This window comes from Cellulomonas sp. NPDC058312, from assembly GCF_042880135.1.
Classification (GTDB): Bacteria; Actinomycetota; Actinomycetes; order Actinomycetales; family Cellulomonadaceae; genus Cellulomonas.
In genome coordinates, this window is record NZ_JBHVZE010000002.1 from 16,600 (window position 1) to 31,659 (window position 15,060).

Annotated in this window: 17 protein-coding genes; 10 read left to right on the top strand and 7 right to left on the bottom strand. The window is 74.2% G+C overall.

From position 1 onward, the window contains the following. Window positions 1-24: 24 nt before the first annotated feature. Window positions 25-978 (top strand): GGDEF domain-containing protein, encoded by a 954-nt coding sequence (locus ACFVXN_RS04435; protein ID WP_389227937.1) that lies wholly within the window; start codon window positions 25-27, stop codon window positions 976-978. 26 nt (window positions 979-1,004) lie between these two features. On the opposite strand, the gene ACFVXN_RS04440 is transcribed toward ACFVXN_RS04435, so the two are convergent. The 3 genes from ACFVXN_RS04440 to ACFVXN_RS04450 form a co-directional block, all read right to left on the bottom strand. Further along, on the bottom strand, window positions 1,005-1,811 hold the full coding sequence (locus ACFVXN_RS04440; RefSeq protein ID WP_389227940.1) for an ABC transporter permease: 807 nt from the start codon (window positions 1,809-1,811) through the stop codon (window positions 1,005-1,007). Then, the gene (locus tag ACFVXN_RS04445; protein WP_389227943.1) at window positions 1,811-2,791 is read right to left on the bottom strand and encodes an ATP-binding cassette domain-containing protein; all 981 of its coding nucleotides are present in this window, start codon (window positions 2,789-2,791) and stop codon (window positions 1,811-1,813) included. The genes ACFVXN_RS04440 and ACFVXN_RS04445 overlap by 1 nt, the downstream gene beginning before the upstream one ends. A gap of 88 nt (window positions 2,792-2,879) precedes the next feature. After that, window positions 2,880-3,248: a DUF4406 domain-containing protein gene (locus ACFVXN_RS04450; protein ID WP_389227946.1), complete on the bottom strand. Its 369-nt coding sequence runs from the start codon at window positions 3,246-3,248 to the stop codon at window positions 2,880-2,882. 45 nt (window positions 3,249-3,293) lie between these two features. On the opposite strand from ACFVXN_RS04450, the gene ACFVXN_RS04455 reads away from it, so the two are divergent. Then, window positions 3,294-4,073 carry a DeoR/GlpR family DNA-binding transcription regulator gene (locus ACFVXN_RS04455; protein WP_389227949.1) on the top strand — a complete coding sequence of 260 codons (780 nt, stop codon included), beginning with the start codon at window positions 3,294-3,296 and terminating at the stop codon, window positions 4,071-4,073. 24 nt (window positions 4,074-4,097) lie between these two features. On the opposite strand, the gene ACFVXN_RS04460 is transcribed toward ACFVXN_RS04455, so the two are convergent. The 3 genes from ACFVXN_RS04460 to ACFVXN_RS04470 form a co-directional block, all read right to left on the bottom strand. Then, complete coding sequence (locus ACFVXN_RS04460; protein ID WP_389227952.1) at window positions 4,098-5,030, bottom strand: heme A synthase; 933 nt, start codon at window positions 5,028-5,030, stop codon at window positions 4,098-4,100. Window positions 5,031-5,109: 79 nt separating this feature from the next. Then, window positions 5,110-5,910, bottom strand: coding sequence for an ABC transporter permease (locus ACFVXN_RS04465; RefSeq protein ID WP_389227955.1), 801 nt, complete (start codon window positions 5,908-5,910; stop codon window positions 5,110-5,112). Next, window positions 5,907-6,866, bottom strand: a complete 960-nt coding sequence (locus ACFVXN_RS04470; protein ID WP_389227958.1) for an ABC transporter ATP-binding protein — start codon at window positions 6,864-6,866, stop codon at window positions 5,907-5,909. The genes ACFVXN_RS04465 and ACFVXN_RS04470 overlap by 4 nt, the downstream gene beginning before the upstream one ends. Window positions 6,867-7,007: 141 nt before the next feature. On the opposite strand from ACFVXN_RS04470, the gene ACFVXN_RS04475 reads away from it, so the two are divergent. From ACFVXN_RS04475 to ACFVXN_RS04510, 8 genes are all read left to right on the top strand, one after another. Continuing rightward, complete coding sequence (locus ACFVXN_RS04475; RefSeq protein WP_389227961.1) at window positions 7,008-7,769, top strand: helix-turn-helix transcriptional regulator; 762 nt, start codon at window positions 7,008-7,010, stop codon at window positions 7,767-7,769. 79 nt (window positions 7,770-7,848) lie between these two features. After that, on the top strand, window positions 7,849-9,255 hold the full coding sequence (gene sufB / locus ACFVXN_RS04480; RefSeq protein WP_389230458.1) for a Fe-S cluster assembly protein SufB: 1,407 nt from the start codon (window positions 7,849-7,851) through the stop codon (window positions 9,253-9,255). Continuing rightward, window positions 9,255-10,598 carry a Fe-S cluster assembly protein SufD gene (sufD, locus tag ACFVXN_RS04485; RefSeq protein ID WP_389227964.1) on the top strand — a complete coding sequence of 448 codons (1,344 nt, stop codon included), beginning with the start codon at window positions 9,255-9,257 and terminating at the stop codon, window positions 10,596-10,598. The genes sufB and sufD overlap by 1 nt, the downstream gene beginning before the upstream one ends. Beyond that, a complete protein-coding gene (locus tag ACFVXN_RS04490; protein ID WP_389227967.1) occupies window positions 10,595-10,927 on the top strand; it encodes a non-heme iron oxygenase ferredoxin subunit in 333 nt (110 codons plus the stop codon). Before sufD ends, ACFVXN_RS04490 begins: the two co-directional genes overlap by 4 nt. Before the next feature lie 18 nt (window positions 10,928-10,945). Next, window positions 10,946-11,710 (top strand): Fe-S cluster assembly ATPase SufC, encoded by a 765-nt coding sequence (sufC, locus tag ACFVXN_RS04495; RefSeq protein WP_389227970.1) that lies wholly within the window; start codon window positions 10,946-10,948, stop codon window positions 11,708-11,710. A 77-nt stretch (window positions 11,711-11,787) separates the two neighbouring features. Next, window positions 11,788-13,101, top strand: coding sequence for a SufS family cysteine desulfurase (locus tag ACFVXN_RS04500; protein WP_389227973.1), 1,314 nt, complete (start codon window positions 11,788-11,790; stop codon window positions 13,099-13,101). A 31-nt stretch (window positions 13,102-13,132) separates the two neighbouring features. Further along, complete coding sequence (gene sufU, locus ACFVXN_RS04505; RefSeq protein ID WP_389227976.1) at window positions 13,133-13,633, top strand: Fe-S cluster assembly sulfur transfer protein SufU; 501 nt, start codon at window positions 13,133-13,135, stop codon at window positions 13,631-13,633. Continuing rightward, a complete protein-coding gene (locus ACFVXN_RS04510) occupies window positions 13,630-13,968 on the top strand; it encodes a metal-sulfur cluster assembly factor (RefSeq protein ID WP_389227979.1) in 339 nt (112 codons plus the stop codon). Before sufU ends, ACFVXN_RS04510 begins: the two co-directional genes overlap by 4 nt. Window positions 13,969-14,109: 141 nt before the next feature. Here the strand turns inward: ACFVXN_RS04510 and ACFVXN_RS04515 are convergent, their stop codons facing one another. Then, the gene (locus ACFVXN_RS04515) at window positions 14,110-15,009 is read right to left on the bottom strand and encodes a neutral zinc metallopeptidase (RefSeq protein WP_389227982.1); all 900 of its coding nucleotides are present in this window, start codon (window positions 15,007-15,009) and stop codon (window positions 14,110-14,112) included. Window positions 15,010-15,060 lie beyond the last annotated feature (51 nt).

The following is a 15,060-nucleotide window of genomic DNA, read 5'->3' on the forward strand; positions in this document are numbered from 1 at the left end:
CCCCGACCGGCCGATGGACGGGACGTGAGCGCGCGCCCGACGTCCGGCGGCGCCGGTGCGCGCCTGCTGCTCGGTGCGACCCACTCCGCGGCGGCGCTGGCGCTGTGCGCGGTGCTCTGCCTGATGAGCGCGGTGTGGCCGCCGTCGCGGGTCGCCCTGGTCGGGGTCTGGTACGGCGCGGCGGCGGTCCTGGCGCTGCTCGCCGGGGGTGTGCTGCTCGTCCGGCACCGGCCGTGGGCGTCGCTGGTCGCGCTCGTCGTCGCGGTGCTGGTCGGCGGTGTGCTGGTCGCGAGCTGCCGGACCGAGGTCGGGGTGGTGACGACGAGCCTCGGCCTGGTCGTCGCGGGTCAGGCGGCGGCGCTGCTGGGCGGCTACCGGACGGTGCGGCGGGCGCTGGCCCTGGTGCTGGTCACGCTCGCGGCCGGGATGCTCGCCTCGCCGGTGCCGTTCCACCCGCTGTCGTGGCTGGTGCTGGCGGCGACGACGGTCGCGATGAGCTCGCTGGTGACGTACCTGGTCACCCGGCTGCGGGTGATCGCGACGACCGACGACCTCACCGGCGCCCTCGGGCGGACCGCGTTCGAGGAGGAGGTGGGTCGGGTGGTCCGGGACGCGGCCCGGCACGGCCGTCCGGCGAGCGTGGTGTGCCTGGACGTCGACGACTTCAAGCGCGTGAACGACACGCGCGGGCACCAGGCCGGTGACACGGTGCTGGTGTCGTTGGTGGCGGGCTGGCGCGCCGGGCTGGACCGCCACGACGCGATCGGGCGGCTCGGCGGGGACGAGTTCGTGGTGGTGCTCGCGGGCCGGGACGCGGCGGCGGCCGAGGACTGGGTGCGCGACGCGGGGGAGCGGCGACGGGCCGACGACCCCACCTGGTCCCACGGGACGGCGCAGGCGCACGGCGACGAGCCCGTGCGCGACCTGCTGGCGCGCGCGGACGCGGCGATGTACGCCCGGAAGCGGCAGCGGGCCTGAGCCCGGGGCCCGCGGCCGCGCGCTGGTCAGCGGCTGGTCGACACCCGGTACTGCGCGTTCGCCAGCGGGACGAACACCAGCAGGATCACCGCCGACCAGATCAGCGTGTACAGCTCGGGGTGCAGCAGGGGCCAGGCGGTCGGCTCGGGGGTGCCCGGCGGGATGTTGCCGAACAGCTCGCGCGCGGCCTGGGTCACCGACGACACGGGGTTCCACTCGGCGAAGGTCTGCAGCGGCCCGGGCAGCGTCTCGAGCGGCACGAACGTGTTGGCGACGAACGTCAGCGGGAAGATGATGACGAACGAGGCGTTGTTCACGACCTCCGGGCTGGGCACGAGCATCCCGACCCAGGCCATGATCCAGCTGATCGCGTAGGCGAACACGAGCAGCAGCCCGACCCCGGCCAGCGCGTCGAGCCAGGACGACCGGATCCGCCACCCGACCACCAGGCCGGTCAGACCCATGACGACGAGCACGATGACGTTGTTGATCACGTCGGAGAAGGTGCGTCCGGTCAGCACCGCCGACGGTGCCATCGGCAGCGACCGGAACCGGTCGAGGATGCCCTTCTTGAGGTCCTCGGCGAGCGCGGCGCCGGTCACCGTCGAGCCGAAGATGACCGTCTGCGCGAAGATCCCCGCGATGAGGAACTCCCGGTAGGCGGCGCCCCCGCCCTCGGTGTCGATCGCCCCGCCGAACACGTACGAGAACAGCAGCACGAACATGATCGGCGAGAGCGTGGTGAAGACCAGCAGGTCGGGGACCCGCTTGATCTTGATGATGTTCCGCTTCGCGACCACCGCCGCGTCCGCGAGCACGTACGGGACGGCCATCACGCACCTCCTGCGTCGCCGCGGCCGGGCTCGTCGCCCGGGTCCGTGGCCTTGCCGGTCAGGGACAGGAACACGTCGTCGAGGGTGGGACGGCGCAGGCCGACGTCCTCGAGCCGGACGGCCTGGTCGTCGAGGCGGCGCAGCGCCTCGCTGAGCACCTCGGGGCCGCCGGAGACGGGCATGACGAACGAGCGCCGGCCCTCGTCCACGGTCGCGCGGGCCACGCCGAGCGGCTCGAGCGCCGCACCGACGAGCGCCAGCTGCGCGGCGTCCGCGACGGTGAGCTCCAGCCGCTCGCCGCCGACCTGCCGCTTGAGCTCGTCGGCGGTGCCCTGCGCGATGATCCGGCCGTGGTCGATGACGACGATCTCGTCGGCGAGGACGTCGGCCTCCTCGAGGTACTGCGTCGTGAGCAGCAGGGTGGTCCCGCCGGCCACCAGGGTCTGGATGACCTCCCACATGTCGGTGCGGCCGCGGGGGTCGAGGCCGGTGGTCGGCTCGTCGAGGAAGATCACCGGCGGGTCCGCCACCAGCGCGCCGGCGAGGTCGAGCCGGCGCCGCATCCCGCCCGAGTAGGTGCGGGTGGGGCGGTCGGCGGCGTCCTCGAGGCGGAACGCGGCGAGCAGCTCGCGCGCCCGCTCCCGGGAGCGTCGGGCGCCGAGGTGGTAGAGCCGGCCGATCATGTCGAGGTTCTCGTACCCGGACAGGTACTCGTCGACGGCCGCGTACTGGCCCGACAGGCCGATCCGGCGCCGGACCTCGGCGGGGCGGGCGAGGACGTCCACCCCCATGACGTGCGCGCTCCCGGCGTCCGGCCGCAGCAGGGTGGTCAGGACGCGCACGATGGTGGTCTTGCCGGCCCCGTTGGGGCCGAGCAGACCGAGCACCGTGCCGGACGGCACGGTGAGGTCGACGCCGTCGAGGGCGGTGACGCCCTTGTAGCGCTTCACGAGCCCGCGGGCCTCGATCGCCTGTTCCATGGGGACGAGCGTAGATGTGACCTACGACACAGACGAGGGTCCGGAAGGCGCGCCGACGGACGCGCAGGTCAGCGCATGCCGTCGGGCGTCAGGCGGTGGCGTGCGGGATCTCGTCCACCGAGGTGTAGACGGGGATGCCGCGGCGCCGCGCGATCGCGACGTCGTTGTCCGCGCCCTGCGACGCGCCGGGCAGCCGGAGCACCGCGTCGCAGTGCTCGAGCAGGCGCTCGGCGGTCGGGTAGAGGACGTCGGCGGCGCGCGGGTCGGTCGGTCCGTCGGCGCCCATGCTGGAGAGCACGGGCAGGGCCACCCACTCGCCGATCATCGGCACGTGGCCGCGCTGGAACACGGGCCAGGCGGCCTCCTCCAGCCGGCGGAGGTTCGCGGCCATCCTCGCGGGGTCGCCGTCGGTGCCGGACTGGTAGGGGCCGGCGATCAGGATCATCTGTGCGGTCATGGCGCCGACAGTAACGTGCAGAACCGTGCAAGACTAGGGATCAACATGAATGAGCGAGGAGGCGCCATGCTGCCGGCACAACGACGGGACGAGCTGCTGCGGGTGCTCGGCACCGAGGGGCGGGTGGTGGCCAAGGACGTCGCCGACCGGCTCGGCCTGTCCGAGGACACCGTCCGTCGCGACCTGCGCGACCTCGCCGCCGCCGGGCTCTGCCAGCGGGTCTACGGCGGCGCGCTGCCCGTCTCGCCGGCCGTCGCGGACTACGCCGTCCGCCAGGGGGTCGCCGTCGAGAACAAGGACCGCGTCGCCCGCACCGCCGCGCGGCTGATCCGGCCCGGCAGCACCGCGATCCTGGACGGCGGCACCACCGCGCTCGCGGTCGCCCGCGCGCTCCCGGCCGACCTGCGCGCCACCGTCGTCACGCACAGCCCGACGGTCGCCGCCGCCCTCGCCGAGCACCCGACGGTCGAGGTGCTGGTGCTCGGCGGCCGGCTGTTCAAGCACTCGGTGGTCACGTCCGGGGCGCTGCTGGCCGAGGCCGCCGCGGGGATCGTCGCCGACGTGTTCCTGCTCGGCGTCACCGGCGTGCACGCCGAGGCGGGCCTGACCACGGGCGACGCCGAGGAGGCCGCGACCAAGCGCACGCTGGCGGCCCGCGCGGGCGACACCTACGTGCTGGCGAGTGCGGAGAAGATCGGTGCGGCGTCGCCGTTCCGCGTGCTGCCGCTCGGCGACGTGACCGGGATCGTCACGGACGCGCCGCTGGACGGCCCGGCCGCGCGGGCGCTGCTCGACGCGGGGGCGCCGCTGGTCGCGGCGTCGTAGGCGAGTCGTCCGGCGGGGCGGGCGTCAGGCCCGCGTGCGGAACGTCAGCAGGTACCGCGTCGTCCCCGCCGCGAGCAGCGCCGCGCCCAGCATGTGCAGCAGCACCATGAGGACCGGCAGGTCGGTCGCCACCTGCACGTAGCCGATCGCCCCCTGCAGCAGCACCAGGACGACCATCACCCAGCCGCGGCGGCGCAGCACCGCGGGCCCGCGGCGGTTCAGCCACAGCAGCACCGCCAGCACGCCGAGGAACAGCCAGACCGACGCGGCGTGCGCGCGGGCCATCAGGTACGGGTCGACGGTGAACCGGTAGCCGACCTCCTCGTCGCCCGAGTGCGGGCCGGCGCCGGTGGTGATCGCGCCGAGCACGAGGACGACGGTCAGCAGGACCGCGAGCACGGGCACCAGGCGGCGCGCGGCGGGCCCGACGACCGGCACGCGCGGTCCGTCGCCCTCGCGGCTGCGGTGCACCAGCAGCGTCGAGGCCACCACCAGGAGCATCGAGACCAGCAGGTGCAGGCTCACCCAGGCGGGGTGCAGGTGCAGCAGCACGATGACGCCGCCGATGAGCGCCTGGGCGGCGACGCCGACCAGCGGGGCCGCGCCGAGCCAGCGGTAGGACCGCGTGCGGGTCCGGTCGGTGACGACGACGAGCAGCGTGGCCAGCGCGAGCACGCCGAGCACGCCGGTGAGGGTGCGGTTCCCGAACTCGACGAGCGGGTGGTACGTCATCGCCTCGTGGAACCGCGGGGTGAACTCGCCGGGCTCGCACTGCGGCCAGGTCGAGCAGCCGAGGCCGGAGCCCGTGAGCCGCACGGCGCCGCCGGTGACGATGATCCCGATCTGGCCGACCAGGTTCGCGACCAGCACCGGGTAGGCGAACCGGTCGCGCCAGGCGGCGAGCCGGTCCCTCGTGGACGGGGGTGCGGGGGCGTCGGCGACCTCGGAACGGCTCACGGATCCAGCCTACGGGCCGCCGCGCGCCGCTCGTGACGCCGCGCACGAGGCGTTCATCACCCGGCCGGCGCAGTGGCCGTCAGCTCCAGCGGAACCAGCGGCGGACGGCGGCGCCGAGGACCAGCGTCCACGCCGCCAGCGCACCGAGGTGCGCCGCGGGGAACGCGCCGTCGACCAGCGCGCCGCGCAGGGCCTCGCCGAGGGCGCCCGGCGGCAGCCACTGCGCGACCGTCGCCCACCAGCCCGGCAGGTCGGCGACGGGGAGCACGACGCCGCCGACGACCGCCAGCACCACGAGCAGCAGGTTCGCGACCGCCAGCACGGCCTCGGCGCGCAGCGTCCCGGCGAGCAGCAGCGCGAGTGCCGTGAACGCCGCGACGCCGAGCAGCAGCGCGAGGGCGGCGGGTGCGAGCCCGGCCGCGGCGGGCCGCCAGCCGACCGCCAGCGCCACCGCGCCGACGACGACCACCTGGAGCGCCGCGACGACGAGCACCGCGAGGGCCTTGCCGGCGAGCAGCCCGCCCCGGCCGAGCGGCGTGGTGGCGAGCAGCCGCAGCACCCCGTTGCGGCGGTCGAACGCGGTCGCGATGGCCTGCGAGGTCATCGACCCGGCCATGACGGCGAGACCGAGGACGCCGGGGGTGACGACGTCGATCCGCGCGGCGCCGTCGGTGCCGACGTCGACGAACGACGACCGGCCGAGGGCGATCAGCGCGACCACGGGGATGACGAGCGTGACGAGCAGCTGCTCGCCGTTGCGCAGGACCGCGAGGGTCTCGAACCGCGCCTGGGCGCGCACCCGGCGGGCGGTGGGCGCGGCCCGGTCGGGGGCGTGCGCGGGCGGGGGCGCGGCGGCGGGCGCGGGCGCGGGCGCGGTCATCGCAGGTTCCGTCCGGTCAGGTCGAGGAACACGTCCTCGAGGGTGCGCACGCCCACGTCGACCCGGGCGAGCAGGACGTCGCGGTCCGCGCACCAGGTGGCGAGCGCGGCGACGAGCGCGGGGGTGGCGGGGGCGTCGACGGCGTAGGCGCCGGGCCCGGTCTCGCGGACGGCCGTCGCGGCGGGCTCGCCGGCCGGGGTCAGCGCCCGCGCCAGGTCGTCGACCGGCAGCCCGGGGCCGGCGCGGAACGTCAGCGCGGGCCCGGTGCCGTCGTGCGTCCCGGCGAGCAGCTCCGGCACGGTGCCGCGGGCGATGACCCGGCCGTGGTCGACCACGGCGACGTCGTCCGCCAGCGCCTCGGCCTCGTCCATCAGGTGCGTGGTGAGCAATACGGCGACGCCGTCGGCGCGCAGCTCGTCGACCAGCGACCACACGGCGCGGCGCGCCTGCGGGTCGAGGCCGGCGGACGGCTCGTCCAGGAACACCACGTCGGGGCGGCCGACGACGGCGGTCGCGAGGGCGAGCCGCTGCTTCTGCCCGCCGGACAGCCGGCGGACCGTGGTCCGCGCGAACGGGTGCAGGCCCAGCCGGTCGGCGAGCTCGTCGACGTCGCGGGGGCGGGCGTACATCCGGGCGACGTGCCGCAGCACCCCGAGCGCGGGGACGCCGGTCGGCAGGCCGCCGTCCTGCAGCATCACGCCGACGCGGGGCCGGAGCGCCGCCGCGTCCGCGACGGGGTCGAGGCCCAGGACGCGCACGGTGCCGCCGTCGGGGGACCGCAGCCCCTCGCAGCACTCGACGGTCGTGGTCTTGCCGGCGCCGTTCGGTCCGAGCACCGCCGTCACCCGACCGGGGGAGGCGTGCAGGTCGAGCCCGTCGACGACGGCGCGGCCGTCGTACCGCTTCACGAGCCCGCGGACCTCGACGGCCGGCGGGGAGGAGGTCTGGCCGAGCACCCCGCGAGTGTAGGGGCCGCGCCGTCGGGTGAGGCGAACCTTGCTTGCCAGGACTTATTTCGGCAACAAGGATGTTGCCGATATCGGGAGCTCCGTGACGGACCCGTCCCGCAGCCGCGCAGCAGCGAACCGGAGGTGTGCATGAGCCCGACGACGCCCGCACCCGAGGCGCCTGCCGCGTCGCGCGACGACGACTGTCCCCCCGAGGTCGCCCCGGTCCGCCCGGCCGACGTCGACGCGGACGCCGGCACCCGCCGCCGCGTCCTCGACATCGTCGCCGCCGACGGCCCGGTCTCCGCGGCCGAGCTCGCCGCCGACCTCGACCTGACCGCCGCCGCGATCCGCCGCCACCTCGCGGTGCTCGAGGGCGAGCAGCAGATCGCCGTGCACGACGGCGGACCCGTCGGGCCGGCCCGCCGCGGGCGCCCGGCCAAGCGCTACGTGGTCACGGCCGCCGGCCAGGCCGCGCTGTCCCAGCAGTACTCCGAGCTCGCCTCGCAGGCGCTGCGGTTCGTCGCGGAGATCGGCGGCGCCGACGCGGTCCGCAGCTTCGCCGAGCGCCGGGTCCGCGAGCTCGAGGTCCGGCACGCCGACGCGCTCGCCGAGGCCGGCGCCGACACCGCCAGCCGCGTGCGGGTCCTCGCCGAGGGCCTGGCCCTCGAGGGCTTCGCCGCGACCGCCCGCCCGGTGCCCGGCACCGCGGCCATCCAGCTGTGCCAGGGGCACTGCCCCGTGCAGGACGTCGCGAGCGAGTTCCCCGAGCTCTGCGAGGCCGAGGCCCACGCCTTCTCCCGGATGCTGGGCGTGCACGTCCAGCGCCTCGCGACGCTGGCCGGCGGCGGCCACGTCTGCACCACGAACATCCCGATCGTGCCGGTCCGCCGGCCGACCGACCGAACCTGACCGAGCCCCCGACCCCCCCGTGCTCCCGCGGAAGGACGACAAGATGACGACGACGGACACCGGCAAGCCCGCCGAGCCGATGACCCAGGACGAGGCCATCGCCTCGATCGGGAACTACGGCTACGGCTGGCACGACGAGGACTCCGCGGGCGCCCTGGCGCAGCGCGGCCTGTCCGAGGACGTGGTGCGCAACATCTCGGCGCTGAAGAACGAGCCCGAGTGGATGCTCAAGACCCGCCTCAAGGCCCTGCGCCTGTTCGACAAGAAGCCGATGCCCTGGTGGGGCGCGGACCTGTCGGGCATCGACTTCGACAACATCAAGTACTTCGTGCGGTCGACGGAGAAGCAGGCGACCTCGTGGGAGGAGCTCCCCGAGGACATCAAGAACACCTACGACCGCCTGGGCATCCCGGAGGCCGAGAAGCAGCGCCTCGTCGCCGGCGTGGCCGCGCAGTACGAGTCCGAGGTCGTCTACCACCAGATCCGCGAGGACCTGGAGGCGCAGGGCGTCATCTTCGTCGACACCGACACGGGGCTGCGGGAGTACCCGGAGCTGTTCGAGCAGTACTTCGGCTCCGTGATCCCCCCGGGCGACAACAAGTTCGCGTCGCTGAACACCGCCGTGTGGTCGGGCGGCTCGTTCGTCTACGTGCCGCCGGGCGTGCACGTCGAGATCCCGCTGCAGGCCTACTTCCGGATCAACACCGAGAACATGGGCCAGTTCGAGCGGACGCTGATCATCGCGGACGAGGGCTCGTACGTGCACTACGTCGAGGGCTGCACCGCCCCGATCTACCAGTCCGACTCGCTGCACTCCGCGGTGGTCGAGATCATCGTCAAGAAGAACGCCCGCGTGCGGTACACGACGATCCAGAACTGGTCGAACAACGTCTACAACCTCGTGACCAAGCGGGCGACCGCGGCCGAGGGCGCGACGATGGAGTGGGTCGACGGCAACATCGGCTCCAAGGTCACGATGAAGTACCCGGCGATCTACCTGCTGGGCGAGCACGCCCGCGGCGAGACGCTGTCCATCGCCTTCGCGGGCGAGGGCCAGCACCAGGACGCCGGCTGCAAGATGGTCCACGCCGCCCCGCACACGTCGTCGTCGATCGTGTCGAAGTCCGTCGCCCGCGGCGGCGGCCGGACGTCGTACCGCGGCCTGGTGCAGGTGCTCGAGGGCGCGTCGCACTCCGCGTCCAACGTGCTCTGCGACGCGCTGCTGGTCGACCAGATCTCCCGCTCGGACACCTACCCGTACGTCGACGTCCGCGAGGACGACGTGTCGATGGGCCACGAGGCCACGGTGTCCCGCGTGAGCGAGGACCAGCTGTTCTACCTGATGTCCCGCGGCATGACCGAGACGGAGGCCATGGCGATGATCGTGCGCGGGTTCGTGGAGCCCATCGCGCGCGAGCTGCCCATGGAGTACGCCCTCGAGCTGAACCGCCTGATCGAGCTGCAGATGGAAGGGGCCGTCGGCTGATGTCGACCACCACACCCGAGACCACCGGTCTGTCCACGGACCACACCCGCGCGACCGCCGACGGCGCGCACACCCACGGCGTCGGCGGCGTCCCGCAGTCGTCGCGGGCCGCGCGCGCCACCTCGTTCGACGTCGCGGACTTCCCCGTCCCGACCGGGCGCGAGGAGGAGTGGCGGTTCTCGCCCGTCGACCGGATCGCCCCGCTGTTCGCGGCGCAGACCGGCACCCTCACCGGCCACGGCGTCCTCACCACGGTCGTGAACGCGCCCGAGGTCGAGGTCGAGATCGTCGACCGCGGCGACGCGCGCCTCGGCACCGCCGGCGAGCCCGGCGACCGCGCCGCCGCCGTCGCGTGGGCGTCGTTCCCGCGCGCCACCGTCGTCACCGTCCCGCAGGAGGCCGTCGCGTCGACGGTGACCTCCGTGCGGATCGAGGGCGTCGAGGGTCAGCTCGAGCCGAGCGCCAGCCACGTGCTGGTGCACGCCAAGCCGCTGTCCCAGGCCACCGTGCTGCTGGACCACGTCGGCTCGGCGCTGCTCACCGAGACCGTCGAGGTCGTCGCCGAGGACGGCGCGCACCTCACCGTCGTCTCCGTGCACGACTGGGACGCCGGCACCGTGCACACCGCCGCGCACCGCGTGCGGCTCGGCCGCGACGCCACGGTCAAGCACATCGTCGTGACGCTCGGCGGCGACGTCGTCCGCGTCACCCCGGACGCGGAGTTCGTCGGCGAGGGCGGCTCGGTCGAGATGCTCGGCGTGTACTACGCCGACGCCGGCCAGCACCAGGAGCAGCGCCTGTTCGTGGACCACGCGGTCCCGAACTGCACGTCCCGCGTCACCTACAAGGGCGCGCTGCAGGGCGAGGGCGCGCACACCGTGTGGGTCGGCGACGTGCTGATCCGCAAGGAGGCCGAGGGCACCGACACCTACGAGCTCAACCGCAACCTGGTCCTCACGGACGGCGCGCGCGCGGACTCGGTGCCGAACCTCGAGATCGAGACGGGCCTGATCGAGGGCGCGGGCCACGCCAGCGCCACCGGCCGGTTCGACGACGAGCAGCTGTTCTACCTCCAGGCGCGCGGCATCCCCGAGGCCGACGCCCGGCGGCTCGTCGTGCGCGGCTTCTTCGCCGAGCTGATCCACCAGATCGGCGTCCCCGAGGTCGAGGAGCGGCTCATCACCGCGATCGAGCGCGAGCTCGCCCAGTCGATGTCGGAGTTCTCCGGCGCGGCGGCCGTCAGCGGCGGCGACCTGGCGTCCGACATCACCGACGAGACCGACGCCGAGCGCGCCATCCTCGTCGAGCCCGCGTCGGTCTCCTCGCAGGACGAGCCGGCATGACGGCGCAGCTCGCCTGCCTGACCTCCGACGTCCCCGTGGCCGGCACCCTGCGGGTCGAGCTCGAGGGCGCGTCGGGCCCCGTCGAGGTCGCGGTCGTCCGCGACGAGGACGGCGCGCTGCACGCCATCAGCGACATCTGCTCGCACGGCTCGGTGTCGCTGTCCGACGGCGAGGTCGAGGGCTGCACCGTGGAGTGCTGGCTGCACGGGTCGCGGTTCGACCTGCGCACCGGCGAGCCGCTGGGCCCCCCGGCCGTCCGCCCCGTCCCCGTCTACCCCCTGACCGTCGACGGCGAGCGCGTGCTCGTCGACGTCGACGTCACTGCCTGAGCTTTCGAGGAGAACGACATGTCCACCCTGGAGATCCGCGACCTGCACGTCAGCGTCGAGACGAAGGAGGGCCCCAAGCCCATCCTCCGCGGCGTCGACCTGACCATCAACAGCGGCGAGACCCACGCCATCATGGGCCCGAACGGCTCCGGCAAGTCGACGCTGGCCTACTCGCTGGCCGGCCACCCGAAGTACCAGATCACCTCCGGCACCGTGACGCTCGACGGCGAGGACGTCCTCGCGATGACCGTCGACGAGCGCGCCCGCGCCGGCCTGTTCCTCGCCATGCAGTACCCGGTCGAGGTCCCCGGCGTCTCGGTGTCGAACTTCCTGCGCACCGCGAAGACCGCGATCGACGGCGAGGCCCCGCCGCTGCGCACCTGGGTCAAGGAGATGACCGGCGCGATGGACAAGCTCCGGATGGACGCCACGTTCTCCGAGCGGTCCGTCAACGAGGGCTTCTCCGGCGGCGAGAAGAAGCGTCACGAGATCCTGCAGATGGAGCTCCTCAAGCCCCGGTTCGCGATCCTCGACGAGACCGACTCCGGCCTGGACGTCGACGCGCTGCGGATCGTGTCCGAGGGCGTGAACCGCGTGAAGGAGTCCACCGAGGTGGGCGTCCTGCTCATCACGCACTACACGCGGATCCTGCGGTACATCACGCCGGACTTCGTGCACGTGTTCGTCGACGGCCGCGTGGCCGAGGAGGGCGGGCCCGAGCTCGCCGAGCGCCTCGAGAACGAGGGCTACGACCGGTTCCTGACCACGGCGCCCAGCGCCTGACACCAGGTCCACCCGGGCCGGGGCGGCGTCCGTCGCCCCGGCCCCGCACCAGCACGACGACGACGAGGACTCCCGAGATGACCGACACGCTGGACCGGCCCGACGGCACGCCGACGCTCGGGGCCACCGAGCTCGCCGCCGTGCGGGCCGACTTCCCGCTGCTGACCCGGACCGTGCGCGGCGGCCGGCCGCTGGTCTACCTCGACTCGGGGGCCACGTCGCAGAAGCCCGAGGTCGTCCTCGACGCCGAGCAGGACTTCTACGCGCAGCGCAACGCCGCCGTGCACCGCGGCGCGCACCAGCTCGCGGAGGAGGCGACCGAGGCGTTCGAGACCGCACGCACCCAGGTCGCGTCGTTCGTCGGCGTCCGCGACGACGAGCTCGTCTGGACCTCGAACGCGACCGCGGGGCTCAACCTCGTCGCGTACGCGATGTCGAACGCGACGCTCGGGCGCGGGGGAGCGGCGGCGCGGCGGTTCGCGCTCGCCCCCGGGGACGAGATCGTCGTCACCGAGCTCGAGCACCACGCGAACCTCGTGCCCTGGCAGGAGCTCGCGGCCCGCACCGGCGCCACGCTGCGCTGGCTCGGGGTCGACGACGACGGGCGGATCCGGGCGGACGAGCTCGCGACCGTGGTCGGCGAGCGGACGAAGGTGCTGGCGTTCACGCACGCGTCGAACGTCACCGGCGCCGTCACCGACGTCGCCCCGTTCGTGGCCCGCGCCCGCGAGGTGGGCGCGCTCACCGTGCTGGACGCCTGCCAGAGCGTGCCGCACCTGCCGGTCGACCTCGCCGCGCTCGGCGTCGACTTCGCCGCGTTCTCCGGGCACAAGATGCTCGGGCCCACCGGCGTCGGCGCGCTGTACGGCCGCCGCGAGCTGCTCGAGGCCCTGCCGCCCGTGACCACCGGCGGCTCGATGGTCGAGGTCGTCACGATGGAGCAGACCACCTACGCGCCGCCGCCGCGCCGGTTCGAGGCGGGCACGCAGATGGTGTCCCAGGCCATCGGCATGGGCGCCGCCGCGACCTACCTCGCCGAGCTCGGCATGGACGCGGTCGCCGCGCACGAGACGCACCTCGCCGGGCTGCTGCTCGACGCCGTGGCGTCCGTGCCCGGCGTCCGGCTGATCGGCCCGGCCGAGAACCGCGACCGGCTCGCGACGGTGTCGTTCGTGGTCGACGGCGTGCACGCGCACGACGTGGGCCAGTTCCTCGACGACGCCGGCGTGGCCGTGCGGGTCGGGCACCACTGCGCGCAGCCCCTGCACCGCCGGTTCGGCGTCGCCGCCACCGCCCGCGCGTCCGCGGCCGTGTACACGACGGACGAGGAGGTCGCGGTGTTCCGGGAAGCACTGGCGGGGGTCCGGGCGTTCTTCGGGGTGGAAGACTGATGGCCCGACGACGGAACGAGAGCAGCACCGCATGAGCACCGGTATGGAGCAGCTGTACCAGCAGCTCATCCTCGACCACGCGAAGCACCCCGCCCACCGCGGGGCGCAGGAGCAGTACGACGTCGAGGTGCACCACGTGAACCCCACCTGCGGGGACGAGGTCACGCTGCGCGTGCGCCTCGACGCCGGGGAGACGGGCGCGCCGGTGATCGGCGAGCTCACCTGGAGCGGCCAGGGCTGCTCGATCTCGCAGGCCTCCGCGTCCGTGATGTCGCAGGCCGTCTCCGGCCGCACCGTCGAGGACGCGATGCTGCTGTCCGGCGACTTCCGCGAGCTGATGGACTCCCGCGGGGTGCTGCCGGAGAAGTTCGAGGGCGACGAGCTCGACGACGCCCTGGAGGACGCCGTCGCGTTCGTCGGCGTCGCCCGGTACCCCGCCCGGATCAAGTGCGCCCTGCTCGGCTGGGCCGCGATGAAGGACGCCGTGGCGCAGGCCGCGGCGTCGACCACCACCCACGAGGAGACGCGATGAGCGAGAGCACCGCCGCGGACCAGGCCCCGGCCAACGTCGCGGACATCGAGGAGGCGCTGCGGGACGTCATCGACCCGGAGCTCGGCGTGAACGTCGTCGACCTGGGCCTGATCTACGGCATCTCGATCGAGTCCGGCCGCGACGTGACGATCGACATGACGCTGACGTCCGCGGCCTGTCCGCTGACCGACGTGATCGAGGACCAGGCAGGCAGCTCGCTGGAGGGCCTGGTCGACTCGTTCCGGATCAACTGGGTCTGGATGCCGCCGTGGGGCCCCGAGCGCATCACCGAGGACGGCCGCGCGCAGATGCGGGCCATCGGCTTCAACATCTGACCCGAGCCGCACCGCACCTCCGACGCCGAGACAGGACCTCCGCGCCGAGACAGGACCCTGGGCGGCCCTGTCTCGGCGCGCCGGACCTGTCTCGGCGTCCGTGCTCCGGTGCGTTGCCGGGTGGTGCGGGGCGCGGTGCGGTCAGAGGGTCGCGGCCGCGAAGGTGTCGCAGGCCGCCAGCGTGCCCTGCTCGTAGCCGGTGGTGAACCAGCGCTCGCGCTGCTCGCTGGAGCCGTGGGTCCAGCTGTCCCGGTCGACCGTGCCGCCCGCCTGCTGCTGCAGGTGGTCGTCGCCGACCGCGGCGGCGGCGGACAGCGCGTCGGCGAGCTGGGTCCGGCTGATCGGCTCCAGGAACGTCACGCCCGTGTCCGGGTCGACCGTCGTCGCCGCGTCACCCGCCCACAGCCCGGCGTAGCAGTCGGCCTGCAGCTCGACGCGCACGGAGTCGGAGTCGTCGCCGGTGCCCGAGCGGTCGGCGCGGTCGAACACCCCGGTCAGCTGCTGCACGTGGTGCCCGTACTCGTGGGCGACGACGTACATCTCCGCCAGCGGCCCGTCGGTGGCGCCGTACTGCTGGGCGAGCACGTCGTAGAACGTCAGGTCCAGGTAGATCGTCCGGTCCGGCGGGCAGTAGAACGGCCCGGTCGCGGCCGTCGCGTCGCCGCACCCCGTGGACGTCGCGTCCGCGAACTCGACCACGCCCGGCGGGACGTCCGCCGCCGCGACGTCGACGCCCGCCGCCGGCAGCGCCCGCGCCCAGTAGGCGTCCAGCGCCTGCACGGTCGCGGACAGGCGGCACTCCCGCTCGGCGTTGGCCTGCTCGGCGGAGCACGCGTCGACGGTGCCGACCTGCTCCTCGGTGCCCGCTCCGGAGTCGCCCCCGCCCAGCAGCGACGCGGGGTTGCCGCCGAGCAGCACCACGAGCACGACGAGCACCAGGCCGCCGAGCCCGCCGCCGACCGCCACGCCACGCCCGCGGCCGCCCCCGCGCCGGGACTGGACGCGACCGCCCTCGAACTGACCACCCTGCTGGAACGTCATGCGCCGGACGCTAGTCGGGGACACGGCGCCCCGCGCGGCGAGGTGACGGCC